The sequence below is a fragment of the Streptomyces sp. A 4/2 genome, assembly GCF_940670765.1.
In the GTDB taxonomy this organism is placed as follows: Bacteria; Actinomycetota; Actinomycetes; order Streptomycetales; family Streptomycetaceae; genus Streptomyces.
The window spans coordinates 151,582-164,296 of the sequence record NZ_CALNVW010000049.1 but is presented as its reverse complement, the minus strand read 5'-3'; the positions used below and the strand labels follow the sequence as shown (position 1 = coordinate 164,296).

14 protein-coding genes and 1 tRNA gene are annotated in these 12,715 nt (G+C 69.4%); 9 read left to right on the top strand and 6 right to left on the bottom strand.

Annotated elements, in window-relative coordinates; all coding sequences use genetic code 11:
- Positions 1 to 101 precede the first annotated feature (101 nt).
- From NBY69_RS32580 to NBY69_RS32570, 3 genes are all read left to right on the top strand, one after another.
- Positions 102 to 521 (top strand): hypothetical protein, encoded by a 420-nt coding sequence (locus tag NBY69_RS32580; RefSeq protein ID WP_250305549.1) that lies wholly within the window; start codon positions 102 to 104, stop codon positions 519 to 521.
- A 40-nt stretch (positions 522 to 561) separates the two neighbouring features.
- Positions 562 to 1,191: a hypothetical protein gene (locus tag NBY69_RS32575; RefSeq protein ID WP_250305548.1), complete on the top strand. Its 630-nt coding sequence runs from the start codon at positions 562 to 564 to the stop codon at positions 1,189 to 1,191.
- A gap of 272 nt (positions 1,192 to 1,463) precedes the next feature.
- The gene (locus NBY69_RS32570; protein ID WP_250305547.1) at positions 1,464 to 1,970 is read left to right on the top strand and encodes a GNAT family N-acetyltransferase; all 507 of its coding nucleotides are present in this window, start codon (positions 1,464 to 1,466) and stop codon (positions 1,968 to 1,970) included.
- 94 nt (positions 1,971 to 2,064) lie between these two features.
- Here the strand turns inward: NBY69_RS32570 and NBY69_RS32565 are convergent, their stop codons facing one another.
- Positions 2,065 to 2,547 (bottom strand): hypothetical protein, encoded by a 483-nt coding sequence (locus tag NBY69_RS32565; RefSeq protein WP_250305546.1) that lies wholly within the window; start codon positions 2,545 to 2,547, stop codon positions 2,065 to 2,067.
- Positions 2,548 to 3,030: 483 nt separating this feature from the next.
- On the opposite strand from NBY69_RS32565, the gene NBY69_RS32560 reads away from it, so the two are divergent.
- Entirely contained in the window at positions 3,031 to 3,276 is a 246-nt protein-coding gene (locus tag NBY69_RS32560; RefSeq protein WP_250305545.1) for a hypothetical protein, read from the top strand.
- Positions 3,277 to 3,576: 300 nt separating this feature from the next.
- Here the strand turns inward: NBY69_RS32560 and NBY69_RS32555 are convergent.
- Positions 3,577 to 3,650, bottom strand: a tRNA-Pro gene (locus NBY69_RS32555).
- Positions 3,651 to 3,737: 87 nt separating this feature from the next.
- Positions 3,738 to 4,676 (bottom strand): metallophosphoesterase, encoded by a 939-nt coding sequence (locus tag NBY69_RS32550; protein ID WP_250305544.1) that lies wholly within the window; start codon positions 4,674 to 4,676, stop codon positions 3,738 to 3,740.
- A gap of 77 nt (positions 4,677 to 4,753) precedes the next feature.
- Between NBY69_RS32550 and NBY69_RS32545 the strand changes: the two genes are divergently transcribed.
- Entirely contained in the window at positions 4,754 to 5,218 is a 465-nt protein-coding gene (locus tag NBY69_RS32545) for a GatB/YqeY domain-containing protein (RefSeq protein ID WP_250305543.1), read from the top strand.
- 240 nt (positions 5,219 to 5,458) lie between these two features.
- Here the strand turns inward: NBY69_RS32545 and NBY69_RS32540 are convergent, their stop codons facing one another.
- Positions 5,459 to 7,714 carry a transglycosylase domain-containing protein gene (locus tag NBY69_RS32540; protein WP_250305542.1) on the bottom strand — a complete coding sequence of 752 codons (2,256 nt, stop codon included), beginning with the start codon at positions 7,712 to 7,714 and terminating at the stop codon, positions 5,459 to 5,461.
- A 426-nt stretch (positions 7,715 to 8,140) separates the two neighbouring features.
- On the opposite strand from NBY69_RS32540, the gene NBY69_RS32535 reads away from it, so the two are divergent.
- Positions 8,141 to 8,488, top strand: coding sequence for a WhiB family transcriptional regulator (locus NBY69_RS32535; RefSeq protein ID WP_250305541.1), 348 nt, complete (start codon positions 8,141 to 8,143; stop codon positions 8,486 to 8,488).
- 48 nt (positions 8,489 to 8,536) lie between these two features.
- Here the strand turns inward: NBY69_RS32535 and NBY69_RS32530 are convergent, their stop codons facing one another.
- Both NBY69_RS32530 and NBY69_RS32525 read right to left on the bottom strand, forming a co-directional pair.
- Positions 8,537 to 9,907: an ArsA family ATPase gene (locus tag NBY69_RS32530; RefSeq protein ID WP_250305540.1), complete on the bottom strand. Its 1,371-nt coding sequence runs from the start codon at positions 9,905 to 9,907 to the stop codon at positions 8,537 to 8,539.
- Positions 9,904 to 10,863, bottom strand: coding sequence for an ArsA-related P-loop ATPase (locus NBY69_RS32525; protein WP_250305539.1), 960 nt, complete (start codon positions 10,861 to 10,863; stop codon positions 9,904 to 9,906). The genes NBY69_RS32530 and NBY69_RS32525 overlap by 4 nt, the downstream gene beginning before the upstream one ends.
- Positions 10,864 to 10,934: 71 nt before the next feature.
- Here NBY69_RS32525 and NBY69_RS32520 point away from each other — a divergent pair, with 71 nt between their 5' ends.
- From NBY69_RS32520 to NBY69_RS32510, 3 genes are all read left to right on the top strand, one after another.
- Positions 10,935 to 11,096, top strand: coding sequence for a DUF4177 domain-containing protein (locus NBY69_RS32520; protein WP_164258849.1), 162 nt, complete (start codon positions 10,935 to 10,937; stop codon positions 11,094 to 11,096).
- Entirely contained in the window at positions 11,093 to 11,560 is a 468-nt protein-coding gene (locus NBY69_RS32515) for a RidA family protein (RefSeq protein ID WP_250305538.1), read from the top strand. The genes NBY69_RS32520 and NBY69_RS32515 overlap by 4 nt, the downstream gene beginning before the upstream one ends.
- Before the next feature lie 187 nt (positions 11,561 to 11,747).
- The gene (locus NBY69_RS32510) at positions 11,748 to 12,635 is read left to right on the top strand and encodes an NUDIX hydrolase (RefSeq protein ID WP_250305537.1); all 888 of its coding nucleotides are present in this window, start codon (positions 11,748 to 11,750) and stop codon (positions 12,633 to 12,635) included.
- Positions 12,636 to 12,715: the final 80 nt, after the last annotated feature.

The window sequence follows — 12,715 nt, the reverse complement described above, 5'->3', positions numbered from 1 at the left end:
CATTTGTCTCTTGAGTCTGCCTCGAATGCGGGATGGGCCGTTCCGGCCGCCGTCTGGGGCGCACGTGGATACAGTGCTGCGACCGGATGGGGGAGATGCGAGTGGACGAAGCGACCTTCGCGGCGACGACTGTGGCTGCGACCTTTCTCACCCAGGCGACCCAGGAGGCGTATCAGCGGGTTCGGGAGGCAATTGGCCGTCTGAGCCGACGTAGCGGTCATGAGGACGAGGCGGCAGCTCAACTCGAACGTCTGGACCGGGACCGGGCCGCTGTGGTCCAGGCTCTGGCAGGTGATCGTGAGGCCGTCCTACGGGCCGCCGCGGCTGTGTGGGCCCCTGTGCTCGTGGGACTGGCAGAGTCGGAACCGGTCGCGTACGCGGAACTGTCGGCCCTGGCCTGGCAGGGCCGGTCGACCTCTGTAGTTGAGCAGCACAACCACGGAACGGGCACCTTTATCAACGGAAACATCGAGGGCGGCCTCACTATCAACCACGGCGCAGCGCATGGCATTCACGAGTGATTCCCCGAGCCAGGGCGGGCAGCACAACCGTGGGCCTGGTGTGTTCATCGCAGGCGACGTGTACGGGGACGTCAACAACCATCACGCGCCGCCGGGTGACGGCCGGGATGATGTGCCTCAGGCACTCCGGGGACAGCGATGCCGCGGGAAAGCCCGTCCTGCCGGGAACCAGCCGGAAGAGGAAGAGGCCGAGGAGCGGGTAGGGGCCGGAGAGGCGTTGTTCGGCTGGACCTGGCTCACTGTCATGCTCTTCGGCGCGTCGGGCTACTGCGTGGTTGCAGCCCTCATGGGCCGGGCGTCGACGGGAGATCGTCTCGGAAGCGTTCTCGGCGCAGTGTGCGCGGCCTTCGGCGGTGTCGTCGCTCTGACCTTCGTTTTCGCGGCCCTCGCGGAGGTCTGCGCTAAAGGCACGGTCAACGCTTCTGAGGCCGCGAGGAATCGAGGGGCACAGGGGCAGCGAGCCGCAGCTCGCTTGAATCTCCGGTACGCGGTATCAGCCGCCCGCGCCGCAAGGTTCAGCGCAATCCTGGCTGGGTTCACCGCAGGTCTCTTCGGCTTTCTGGCTATTGGTAGGGAGGCTGTGGACCGGGCTCACGGCGCTTACGAACTCGCCGAGTCCGAGATCGCCGAGACACGTTCCGCGCTGGGGGAGATCCTCGACGAGGAATGATTCCGGCGCAGCGTGTGGACGCCTACGCCTACGCTGCTGAGATCCAGGCCGAAGATGCCGTCTGCACCGCTTCGACGCCAGTGGTGGCCACCTGCTCGGCACACCGAGCGGATCGCCCACGCCGACGGGCGAGGCCAGGGACGGGCGAGGCGCAGGCATGGCTGCGGGGGGAGGCCACCCCTGCGCCGCGAACACAGCGGCGAATGCGACCACGCCACCGCGCGTTCCCAGCCCCACCCCCGCCCCGTGCACACACGAACGGAACCCCAACCATGACCACCTGGGACACCCGCCCCGAGACCCCCGCCGACATCGCCACCATCCGCGACATCGACCTCGCCGCGTTCGAGACCTCCGGCGAGGCCGACCTCGTCGACGCCCTCCGCGCCGACTCCTCCTGGATCGACGGCCTGTCCCTCGTCTCCACCGACGAGAACGACAAGGTCATCGGCCACGCGCTGCTGACCCGTTGCCACATCGGCGACGCCCCGGCCCTGTGCCTGGCCCCCGTCGCCGTACGGCCCGAGCACCAGAGGAGCGGCGCAGGCTCCGCCGCCATCCGCGCCGCCCTCCGGGCCGCCAAGGACATGGACGAGCACTACGTCACCGTCCTCGGACACCCCGCGTACTACCCGCGCTTCGGCTTCATCCGCGCCTCGACGCACGGCATCGGCCTGAGCATCGACGTCCCGGACGAGGCCATGATGGCCATGTCCCTCGACGAGGCCCACCAATTGCCCAGCGGCACTGTCCACTACGCAGCACCCTTCGGGATCTAGTCTCCCGACCCACCCTGCTGTGCGGGGGCAGAGCGCGGGACGCCCTGCCCCTCGCACACCGGGTCCGCATGGTGATCTCTGTACCGCTCGTTGCTCAGTAATGCCAACGGTTGGAGCCGGACTCGAAGCCACACGCGATCTTCCGCCCGGCCGCGTCCGTGGTCGTCGCGCCCACGTCGGCCTTCCGGCAGAACTGCCCGGCGTGGTAGCAGTTACCGGCGTTGGAACGGATGCTGCACAACTGCGCCTTGGTGGAGCTGCCGCCCGGCGACGTACTTCCACCCGAGCCGGTGCCGGCGCCGCCGGACGAGGACGACCCGCCGCTGCTGGACGTACTGCCGGACGAGGCGCGCGGTGGGTGCGTGCATGACTCGCCCGAACCCACGATCTTGAACGTGAGCTTCGTGGCCGTGCTGTAGCTGCCGGCGGACGGAGTCTGCGAGCACACCTTCCAGTTGGAGGTGTGCACCACGGTGCGCTTCAGCTCGCTCGCGTCCGTGTACGACACCGACGTGACCCGGTGCTTGCGCGCGTCTGCCACGGCCTTCTGGACGTTCCAGCTGGCGTAGTTGCTCACCGTCTCCTTGACGACCGGCTTCTTCGAGGGAGTCGCGGAGGGGGATACCGAAGGCGTGGCGGAGGGAGACGCGGAAGTAGACGGAGAAGCGGATATGTGTGCCGAAGCCGAGGCAGCAGCTGAGGACTTGACCGATGCGGCGGTGTCCTGGTCCCCGCCGGAGCACCCCGACAGGCTGACGGTCAGGGCCACAAACCCGACCAGCAGGCCTCCATAGCCCCTGCGGCCGTACCTTCTGCCGGCCTCTCTGCCCTGGCCACCGCTGAATTCTGACGACCTCGGTGCATCCCGAAGAGACATGCGACCCCCCTAGTTCTTGTTCTTCACTCACTGCCGCAGAGCCGTGTCCGCGTGCCGGCACACGCGCCCTGCCGGGCCGGGCCGGCCGTGTGCGGCGCCTCGGGGCAGATTAGAGGAGATTCCACGAATGTTGTGGGGTTCTTGTGTAATTCGAATGCAGCTCAGGGCTGGAAACGAGTCACAGTGGCGATCACCGGTGAGGTGCTGCGGATGGAGTCGCGCAAGGGGGGCCTGGGCCTCGACGAGGGGAACACGGACCTGACCACCGCCTGGGCGCTGCCCACGGTCTCGCCGGACATCGCGACCGGGGCCCAGGTGCGGCTGAGGGTCTCGCGGGGTACCCGCACCATCCGGTCCGCGGAACTGCTGAGGGCCGCGGAGCCGGAAGGCGACCGGGCGAAGGCCTCCGAGCAGGGCGCCTCCTCGTAAGGAAGAAGACCGCTCCGGACGCCCGCTTGCTTGCTCACCGCAGCCAGAATCCCCGGCAGCCGGGCCGCCCGCCTGGGGCGCCGCAAGGCGCAGGTCCAGGAGCGTGATCCCGTACCCGTACAGCGCGCTTCGGCGGCAGCGGTCCCACAGACCGGCCATCCGTGTCCGTCATGTGGATCGGCCGACGTCCGTCCGGAGCAACGGACCAGCTCAACCGCCCCGAACGGTCATGTGTCGGACAACGCAGATCAGGGCTGGTACTGATTTCTCAGTACCAGCCCTGACCTGCTGTTTTGGCTGTCGGGGTGGCGGGATTTGAACCCACGACCTCTTCGTCCCGAACGAAGCGCGCTGCCAAGCTGCGCTACACCCCGATTGTCGCTCGCTGTGGCGGCGACATCGATTACTTTAGCGGACCCGAGCCCTGAGACGAAATCCGGTTTCCCCCGGGTCCCCCCACGTCAGTGCCGGGGCGCGAGTGTCAGCAGGGTCGCCTCCGGTGCGCAGGCGAAGCGCACCGGTGTGTAGCGGTTCGTTCCGCAGCCCGCTGATACGTGGAGGTACGAGCGGTTGCCGCCGGCCTCGTGGGCGGAGAGGCCCTTGACCCGGTCCGTGTCGAGGTCGCAGTTGGTGACCAGCGCGCCGTAGAACGGGATGCACAGCTGCCCGCCGTGGGTGTGGCCCGCCAGGACCAGGGGGTAGCCGTCGGCCGTGAAGGCGTCCAGTGCGCGGAGGTACGGGGCGTGCACCACGGCCAGGGAGAGGTCGGCGCCCTCCTCGGGGCCGCCTGCCACCTGGGCGTACCGGTCGCGCTTGATGTGCGGGTCGTCCAGGCCGGTGAAGGCGATGTCCAGGCCGTCCAGCTTGAGGCGGCCACGGGTGTTGGTGAGGTTCACCCAGCCCGCCGCGTCGAAACCGTCGCGGAGGTCCTCCCACGGGTTGTGCACGACGCCGGTCGCCGGGGCCTTGCCGTTCAGCCCGTGCTTGCCCTGCGCCTTCTCGAAGAGGTAGCGCGCCGGGTTGCGGAACTTGGGCCCGTAGTAGTCGTTCGAGCCGAACACGTACACGCCGGGGAATTCGAGCAGCGGCCCCAGCGCGTCCAGCACCTCGGGAACGCCCTCCGGGTCGGAGAGGTTGTCCCCGGTGTTGACCACGAAGTCGGGACGCAGGCCCGCGAGGGACTGGAGCCAGCGCTGTTTCTTCCGCTGGCCGCTCACCATGTGGATGTCCGAGACCTGGAGTACGCGCAGGGGCCGGGCACCCGGTGGCAGGACGGGCACGGTGACCCGTCGGAGGCGGAACGAGCGCGCCTCGAAACCGGCGGCATAGGCGATGCCGGCCACGCCAACGGCCGTGATTCCTGCGGTGACTTTGAGCGGGGTCCCATAGCGTGCGCGCATACCTCCATCGTCGCAGACAGTGGGCCGCCACAAAATCTGCGGGCGGCCCCAGGGACGTACCTGCGACACTGGGCCGCATGACCACGCTCAAGTCCAAGCTGCATGCAGAACTCACCGAAGCCATCAGGGCGCGTGACGAGCTGCGCTCCTCGACGCTCCGGCTGACCCTCTCCGCGATCACCAACGAAGAGGTCTCGGGCAAGTCGGCGCGTGAGCTCTCCGACGACGAGGTGCTGAAGGTGATCGCCAAGGAGGCCAAGAAGCGCCGTGAGGCGGCCGAGGCCTTCGAGCAGGGTGGCCGTACCGAGAGCGCCGCGCGGGAGAAGGCGGAGGGCGAGCTGCTCGCCACGTATCTGCCGAAGCAGCTCAGCGACGAGGAGCTGGGCGCGATCGTCGCGCAGGCCGTCGAGGACGCGAAGGCGGCGGGCGCGGAAGGGCCGCGGGCCATGGGGGCCGTCATGAAGATCGTGAACCCGAAGGTGGCGGGTCTGGCCGAGGGCGGCCGGGTGGCGGCCGAGGTGAAGAAGCGCCTCACGAGCTGAGCCGACGGCGAGGGCTCGGAGCCCGTGTGCCGGATGACACCGCGGTCCGGCCGACGCCGACGCCGACGCCGCTGTCCAGCGGGGAGGCCTGGCCGCGCGCCACCGCATCAGCAGGTGCGTAAGCACGCAGAGGTACGCAGAGGTACACAGGAACGCAGGTGCGCGCAGGCGCTCGCACACGCAGAGGGGCGCCCGGTCCAGAAGACCGGGCGCCCCTCTCACGTACCACCACCGGCTCGGTTACCTCCCGTGGCCGTGGTTTCCGCCGATGAAGCCCGGCGGGAACGAGATGCCGGTGCCCGGCGGGGTGCCGCCGTTGCCCGTGTTGCCGCCGTCGCTGTTGTCGCCACCGGTTCCGCCGTTGTCGTTGCCGTTCCCGTTCCCGTTGCCGCTCGGGTCGCCGCTGTGGTCACCGGCGTCCTTGCTCTTGCCGCGCGGCACATCGACGGGGTTGAAGGCGGGTGTGTCCGAGGACAGCGCGCCGGTCATCGCCGTCCGCCAGATGGGACCGGGGAGACAGCCACCGCAGACCTTGTCGTAGTACTGGCCGCCGATGGTGATGTTGGACATCGGGATCTGCTGGGAGCCGTCGCTGCCGACCCAGACGGCCGTGGACAGGTTCGGCGTGTAGCCGACGAACCACGCGTTCTTGCGCTCGTCGGTGGTACCCGTCTTGCCCGCGTTGTCACGGTCGCTGAGGCCGGCCTTGGTGCCGGTGCCGTCCTCGACCACGCCCTTGAGCATCTGGTTGACCGTGTCCGCGGTGTGCTGGCTCATCGCCTGGCTGCACTTCGACTTCGGTACCGGGATCTGCTTGCCGCCGGGTGCCGTCGCCGACTCGATGGCGATCGGGGAGCAGTACGTCCCCCGGTTGGCGAAGGTGGCGTACACCGAGGCCATCGCCAGCGGCGTCGACTCCTGGCCACCGAGGGTGGTCGAGGCGACGGCCTGGAGCGGCTTGTTGTTGCCGCGGATGTAGCCGACCTTGTCCGCCATGGTGAGCGTCTCGCAGAGGCCGGTCTTCTGCTCCAGCTTCGCGAAGTACGTGTTGATGGACTTGCCGAGGGCACTCGTCATGTCGAAGGTGCCCTTCTCCGTCGGCAGCTCGTTCCCGACGGACCAGGGGCGGTCGTCGACGGGCTGGTTGCTGCAGCTTCGGAAACTCTCACCGGGCAGCGAGATCTTCGAGTCCGTGGTGAACGACTGCGCGGGGCTGATGCCCTTCTCCAGCGCCGCCGCCGCAGTGATGGGCTTGAACGTCGAGCCGACCTGGAAGCCGGCGTACGTGCCGCCCATCTTGTTGTCGACGGCGAGGTTCAGCACCGTCTCGTGCTTCGACTGGTCCAGGCCGTACGGGCGGGACTGGGCCATCGCCAGGATCCGGCCGGTGCCCGGCTGGACCTGCACCACCGCGTCCGCGATCTTGTCGGTCTTTTTGACCCGGGAGGTCGCCGCCTGGTTGGAGGCGGCTTGCGCCTTGGGGTCGAGCGTGGTCTTTATGGTCAGCCCGCCGACTCCCCAGAGCTTCTGCCGGTCGGCTTCGGTCCTGCCGAAGGCGGGGTCGGTGAGGAACACCTTGCGTACGTAGTCGCAGAAGAAGCCCGCACCCTCGACGGCGGTGATGCAGCCGCTCCGGGGCTGGGTGACCTTCAGCTTGATGGGGGTGCCCATCGCCTTGTCGGCCGCGTCCTGCGAGATGTCATGGACATCGGCCATGCGCTGCAGCACGGTGTTGCGCCGCTTGGTGGCCTCCTCCATGTCGTTGATCGGGTCGTAGCGGGTCGGTGACTGGACGAGACCGGCGAGCAGTGCGGACTCGCCGACCGTCAGGTCCTTCGCGGACTTGGAGAAGTAGCGGTGCGACGCGGCCTCGATGCCGTAGGCCTGCTCGCCGAAGAAGGTGATGTTGAGGTAGTTCTCAAGGATCTTCTTCTTGCCGAGCGACTCCTCGACCTGGATCGCGTACTTCAGCTCGCGGACCTTGCGCCCGAGGCTCTTCTGCTGGGCCTGGGCGACCTTGGTCGGGTCGTCGCCCGCCTCCTCGACGAAGACGTTCTTGACGTACTGCTGGGTCAGCGTCGACGCGCCCTGGGCGGCGCCGCCCTCCTGGGCGTTGCGGTTGACCGCGCGCAGCACGCCCTTGAGGTCGACCGCGCCGTGCTCGTAGAACCGGGCGTCCTCGATCGCGACGAGCGCCTTCTGCATGTACGGCGAGATGTCCTTGAGCTTCACCACCGTGCGGTCGCGCTCGTAGACCGTCGCGATCGGGTCGTTGTTGGCGTCGAGAATCGTGGTGCGCTGGCTGAGCGGCGGAGTCTTGAGGCTGGCCGGGATCTCGTCGAATCCCTGGACGGTGCCCTTGGCCGCGAGCCCCAGCGCTCCCGCTGCCGGCAGCGCGATGCCCGCCAGTACAGCTCCGGAGAGCGCTGCGACACCGAGAAATTTGGCGGCCTGCTGGGTCGTCGTGAGACCCCCGCCGGAGCGCTTCTTTGGCATGGGGGCAGCCTACGTGGTCGAGAAGAATCAGCGTTGAGGAGAAGCCCTCATTCGCCGGACACGCGGATATGCCTTGGCCTAAGCTGCACCCAACTGTCACAGCAGCGCTGTTCGGTATCAAGACCCCCGACACGGATTCACCCTCCCCGAATGGGGTGAATGCATGTCCGAATACGCCCCATGCATCACCTCGCGTCCGATGTTGCGCGGGTGAACTGTCCCGGTTTCCCGGGCTTGTTGCTTATGTCCTCGGGTCACTCCGTTGGGTGATCTGCCGCGTACGCATAGTCCGTTCGGGCCATCCAAGATTGGGCCCGACGGGGGTGTTGCGCTGTGCCCACCTTCCGTAACGTCCTCAACTGGCAGCGGTGAATATGCCGCTGCCGCCGTGGGGGAGCCTCGAATTCGGGAGAGGACGGCGCCGGGATGGGCTGGGTAACTGACTGGAGTGCGCAGGCAGCCTGCCGCACTACGGATCCGGACGAACTGTTCGTACAAGGGGCAGCGCAGAACAGGGCCAAGGCGGTGTGCACCGGATGTCCGGTGCGTACGGAGTGCCTGGCCGACGCGCTCGACAACCGCGTCGAATTCGGCGTGTGGGGTGGCATGACCGAGCGGGAGCGGCGCGCACTGTTGCGCCGGCGCCCCACCGTCACCTCGTGGCGTCGGCTGCTGGAGACCGCGCGCACCGAGTACGAGCGGAGCTCGGGCATCCTGCCCGCGATCGTCGCGGACGACGAAGCGTTCGAGGAGACGTACGCCGCCGTGGGGTAGGCCGCTCGCCGCGACAGGCGTGGAGCGCCCGGGGCGCAAGGAGTGGACTCAGGCCGGGGAACGACCGGTCGCGAGGCGATCACCGATGGTCCGAAGCCCCGCGAGGTCGTGCACATCGCCGGGCAGGGCAGCCACTTCCACCACCGGTACTTCGGGGTGGAGCGCGGTGAAACGATCGCGCGTCCGCTGTTCGCGCGCGAGCACCTGCATCCGCTCGGCGTGCAGGCGCAGCAGCCCCGCGGTCAGCGCGTCGACGCCGGGCTCCGGTGGGGCGGGCTCCGATGTCCCGGCAGTGGCCGCGGATGAGGTGTCGGGGGAGGCCCCGACGGGTTTCGGCAGAGCTTTCGACTCGGGTTCCGGCAGAGGTGTGGACAGCGATTTCGTCAGAGGCTTCGCAAGGGGTGTCTCGGCGGGCTCGGGAGAGGTGACCGTGGAGTCACGAACTCCTTCATTCCCGGCCTCCTGATCCACAATGCGACTGTCGTCAAGATTTTCCGCAGCGGCCAGCGCCCGCTCGGCCGAGAGCCGGGCGGCGCCGCTGCCGTGCACCCTGTTGAGTACGAGACCGGCCAGCGGCATGCCCTCGGAGGCCAGCCGCTCCACGAAGTACGCGGCCTCGCGCAGCGCGTCCCGTTCCGGGGCCGCGACCACCAGGAACGCGGTGCCGGGCGCCTGGAGCAGCCGGTACGTCGCGTCGGCGCGGGTGCGGAAACCGCCGAACATGGTGTCCATCGCGGTCACGAAGGTCTGTACGTCGCGCAGGAACTGACCGCCGAGCAGCTTGCCGAGCGTCCCGGTCATCATCGACATGCCGACGTTGAGGAACTTCATCCCGGCCCGGCCACCGACCTTCGCCGGAGCCATCAGCAGCCGGATGAACTTGCCGTCCAGGAACGACCCGAGGCGCTTCGGCGCGTCCAGGAAGTCCAGCGCGGAGCGCGACGGCGGGGTGTCCACGATGATCAGGTCCCACTCGTCGCGGGCCCGCAGCTGGCCGAGCTTCTCCATCGCCATGTACTCCTGCGTGCCGGCGAAGCCCGCGGAGAGCGACTGGTAGAAGGGGTTGTTCAGGATCGCGCGGGCCCGTTCGCCGTCCGCGTGCGCCTCGACGATCTCGTCGAAGGTCCGCTTCATGTCCAGCATCATGGCGTGCAGCGCGCCGTCGCCGGTGGCCTTCACGCCCTCCACCCGGCGCGGGATGTTGTCCAGCGAGTCGATGCCCATGGACTGGGCGAGCCTGCGCGCCGGGTCGATGGTGAGGACGACCGCCCTCCGGCCGCGCTCGGCGGCCCGTACGCCCAGGGCGGCGGCGGTCGTGGTCTTGCCGACGCCGCCGGAGCCGCAGCACACGATGATGCGGGTGGCCGGGTCGTCGAGCAGGGGGTCGATGTCGAGCGGGGGCACGGGGTCCAGGGTCATGACGTCGTGTGCCTCCGCAGTTCCGTCGCCAGTTGGTACAGCCCGGCCAGGTCCATTCCCTCGCCCAGCAGCGGGAGTTCATAGGTGGGGAGCTCCAACGCGGCCAGTACGGCGCGCTGTTCGCGCTCCAGCTCGACCCGCTCCGCGTGGTCGACGGCCTCGGCGAGCAGAGGCGTGACCAGTTTCGCCGAGCCGCTGATGCCCGCCCGGGTGAGCGCCTTGGCGACCTCCTTGCGGCGGTCGCCCGACACGGTCCGTACGGCCTGCTCGTCCAGCAGCGCGGGGCGGACCATGTTCACGATGACGTTCCCCACGGGCAGGTCGGCGGCGCGCAGTTCGGCGATGCCGTCGGCGGTCTCCTGCACCGGCATCTCCTCCAGCAGCGTCACCAGGTGCACCGCCGTCTCGGGAGACTTCAGGACCCGCATCACGGCCTGGGCCTGGTTGTGTATGGGCCCTATCTTCGCCAGCCCGGCGACCTCGTCGTTGACGTTGAGGAACCGGGTGATGCGGCCGGTGGGCGGTGCGTCCATGACGATGTGGTCGTACGCGAAACGGCCTTGCCTGTCCTTGCGGCGCACGGCTTCGCAGGCCTTGCCGGTGAGGAGCACGTCCCGTACGCCCGGGGCGATGGTCGTGGCGAAGTCGATCGCGCCGAGCTTCTTCAGGGCCCGGCCCGCGCTGCCCAGTTTGTAGAACATCTGGAGGTAGTCGAGCAGGGCGCGTTCGGCGTCTATCGCCAGGGCGTACACCTCCCCGCCGCCCGGGGCCACCGCGATCTTCCGCTCCTCGTACGGAAATGCCTCCGTCTCGAAGAGCTGGGCGATGCCCTGTCTGCCCTCGACCTCCACGAGGAGCGTGCGCTTGCCCTCCGTCGCGAGGGCGAGCGCGAGTGCGGCGGCGACCGTGGTCTTTCCGGTCCCGCCCTTGCCGCTCACGACCTGAAGCCTGCTCACGTATTCGAGCCTAACCAGTCGGGTGCGGTACTACGCCGGAGGCTGTCGGTGACAGCGACTACAGTCGCCGTATGGCCAAATGGGAATACGCGACTGTGCCGCTTCTGGTGCACGCGACGAAGCAGATTCTGGACACCTGGGGCGAGGACGGCTGGGAGCTCGTCCAGGTCGTGCCGGGACCGAACAACCCCGAGCAGCTGGTGGCGTACCTCAAGCGCGAGAAGTCCGCATGAGCGGGGTCGTCGAGGCGCGGCTGACCGAGCTGGGGCTGACGCTGCCCGCAGTCGTGCCGCCGCTGGCCTCGTACCAGCCGGCCGTGCAGTCCGGGGTGTACGTGTACACGGCGGGCCAGCTCCCGATGGTGGAGGGCAAGCTGCCGCTGGTCGGGAAGGTCGGCGCGGAGGTCACGGCGGAGGACGCCCACGACCTCGCGCGGACCTGCGCGCTGAACGCGCTGGCCGCGGTGAAGTCGGTCGTCGGTGACCTGGACCGCATCGAGCGCGTCGTGAAGGTGGTCGGATTCGTGGCCTCGGCCCCGGACTTCACCGGCCAGCCGGGCGTGCTGAACGGCGCGAGCGAGCTGCTGGGCGAGGTGCTCGGCGACCGCGGGGTGCACGCGCGGAGCGCGGTGGGCGTCGCGGTGCTTCCGCTGGACGCACCGGTCGAGGTGGAGATCCAGGTCGAGCTGCGGGCTTAGGGGCGGGCGGGGCTGGGGCAGGCGCCCCGTCCCGCACTCTCCGACGGGACCGACGGACGGGCGTTCCTGACGTCCCGTTCTTCCCGACGGGCACGGTTCCGGGCGTCCGCCCTTCCTGACGCTCTCCGGGGCGGCCCGGTCCGGCGCCCCTCTCGAACATCACGGCGGGAGCGGCTAGCCTCCGCCCATGTCCAATGGTCAGTGGTACCCGCCGGAATGGCCCGACCGCATCCGCGCCCTGGCATCCGGCGAGCTCACCGCCGTGGAACCCCGCCGGGCCGCCACCGTCATGCTCCTGCGGGACGGGCGGGCGGACACAGCGGCGGACGGGCGCCCCGCCGTGCACATGCTCCGCAGACGTACCTCCATGGCCTTCGCGGGTGGCGCCTACGCCTACCCCGGCGGCGGCGTGGACCCCCGCGACGACGACCGGCCGGTCGGCTGGGCCGGGCCCGCCCGCGAGGAGTGGGGCACACGGCTCGGGGTCGACGCGGCCTCGGCCCAGGCCATCGTCTGCGCGGCCGTCCGCGAGACGTACGAGGAGGCGGGCGTGCTCCTCGCCGGGGAGACCGGCACCACCGTGGTCGGCGACCTCTCCGGCGACGACTGGGAGGCCGACCGCGCGGCGCTCGTCGCCCGCGATCTCTCCTTCGCGGACTTCCTGGACCGCCGCGGGCTGGTGCTGCGCTCCGATCTGCTGGGCGCGTGGGCGCGCTGGATCACGCCGGAGTTCGAGCCGAAGCGGTACGACACCTGGTTCTTCGTGGCCGCGCTGCCCGCCGGGCAGCGGACGCGCAACGCCTCCACCGAGGCGGACCGCACGGTGTGGATCCGGCCCGCGGAGGCTGCCGGCCGGTACGACAAGGGGGAGCTGCTGATGATGCCCCCGACGATCTCGACCCTCCGCTCCCTGCAGCCGTACGCGACCGTGGCCGAGGCGCTGGCGGGCGCGGCCACGCAGGACCTCACGCCGGTACTGGCGCGGGCGCGCCTGGACGCCGGTGAGCTGGTGCTGAGCTGGCCGGGCCATGATGAGTTCACCCGCCGGCTGCCGGCGTCGGGAGCCCCGCAGTGACGGCGCGGTCCTCGTGACGACATTCCCCGGGACGGCCGGGACCCCGGCAGCAGGAGCCCGGACGGCAAGGCGGCCGAAGG

Coding starts and splice junctions, on each gene's coding strand:
- NBY69_RS32535 (WP_250305541.1), top strand. CDS start 8,141: ATGGGCTGGGTAACTGACTGGAGTGCGCAGGCAGCCTGCCGCACTACG.
- NBY69_RS32545 (WP_250305543.1), top strand. CDS start 4,754: ATGACCACGCTCAAGTCCAAGCTGCATGCAGAACTCACCGAAGCCATC.
- NBY69_RS32540 (WP_250305542.1), bottom strand. CDS start 7,714: ATGCCAAAGAAGCGCTCCGGCGGGGGTCTCACGACGACCCAGCAGGCC.
- NBY69_RS32515 (WP_250305538.1), top strand. CDS start 11,093: ATGAGCGGGGTCGTCGAGGCGCGGCTGACCGAGCTGGGGCTGACGCTG.
- NBY69_RS32570 (WP_250305547.1), top strand. CDS start 1,464: ATGACCACCTGGGACACCCGCCCCGAGACCCCCGCCGACATCGCCACC.
- NBY69_RS32520 (WP_164258849.1), top strand. CDS start 10,935: ATGGCCAAATGGGAATACGCGACTGTGCCGCTTCTGGTGCACGCGACG.
- NBY69_RS32550 (WP_250305544.1), bottom strand. CDS start 4,676: ATGCGCGCACGCTATGGGACCCCGCTCAAAGTCACCGCAGGAATCACG.
- NBY69_RS32510 (WP_250305537.1), top strand. CDS start 11,748: ATGTCCAATGGTCAGTGGTACCCGCCGGAATGGCCCGACCGCATCCGC.
- NBY69_RS32530 (WP_250305540.1), bottom strand. CDS start 9,907: ATGACCCTGGACCCCGTGCCCCCGCTCGACATCGACCCCCTGCTCGAC.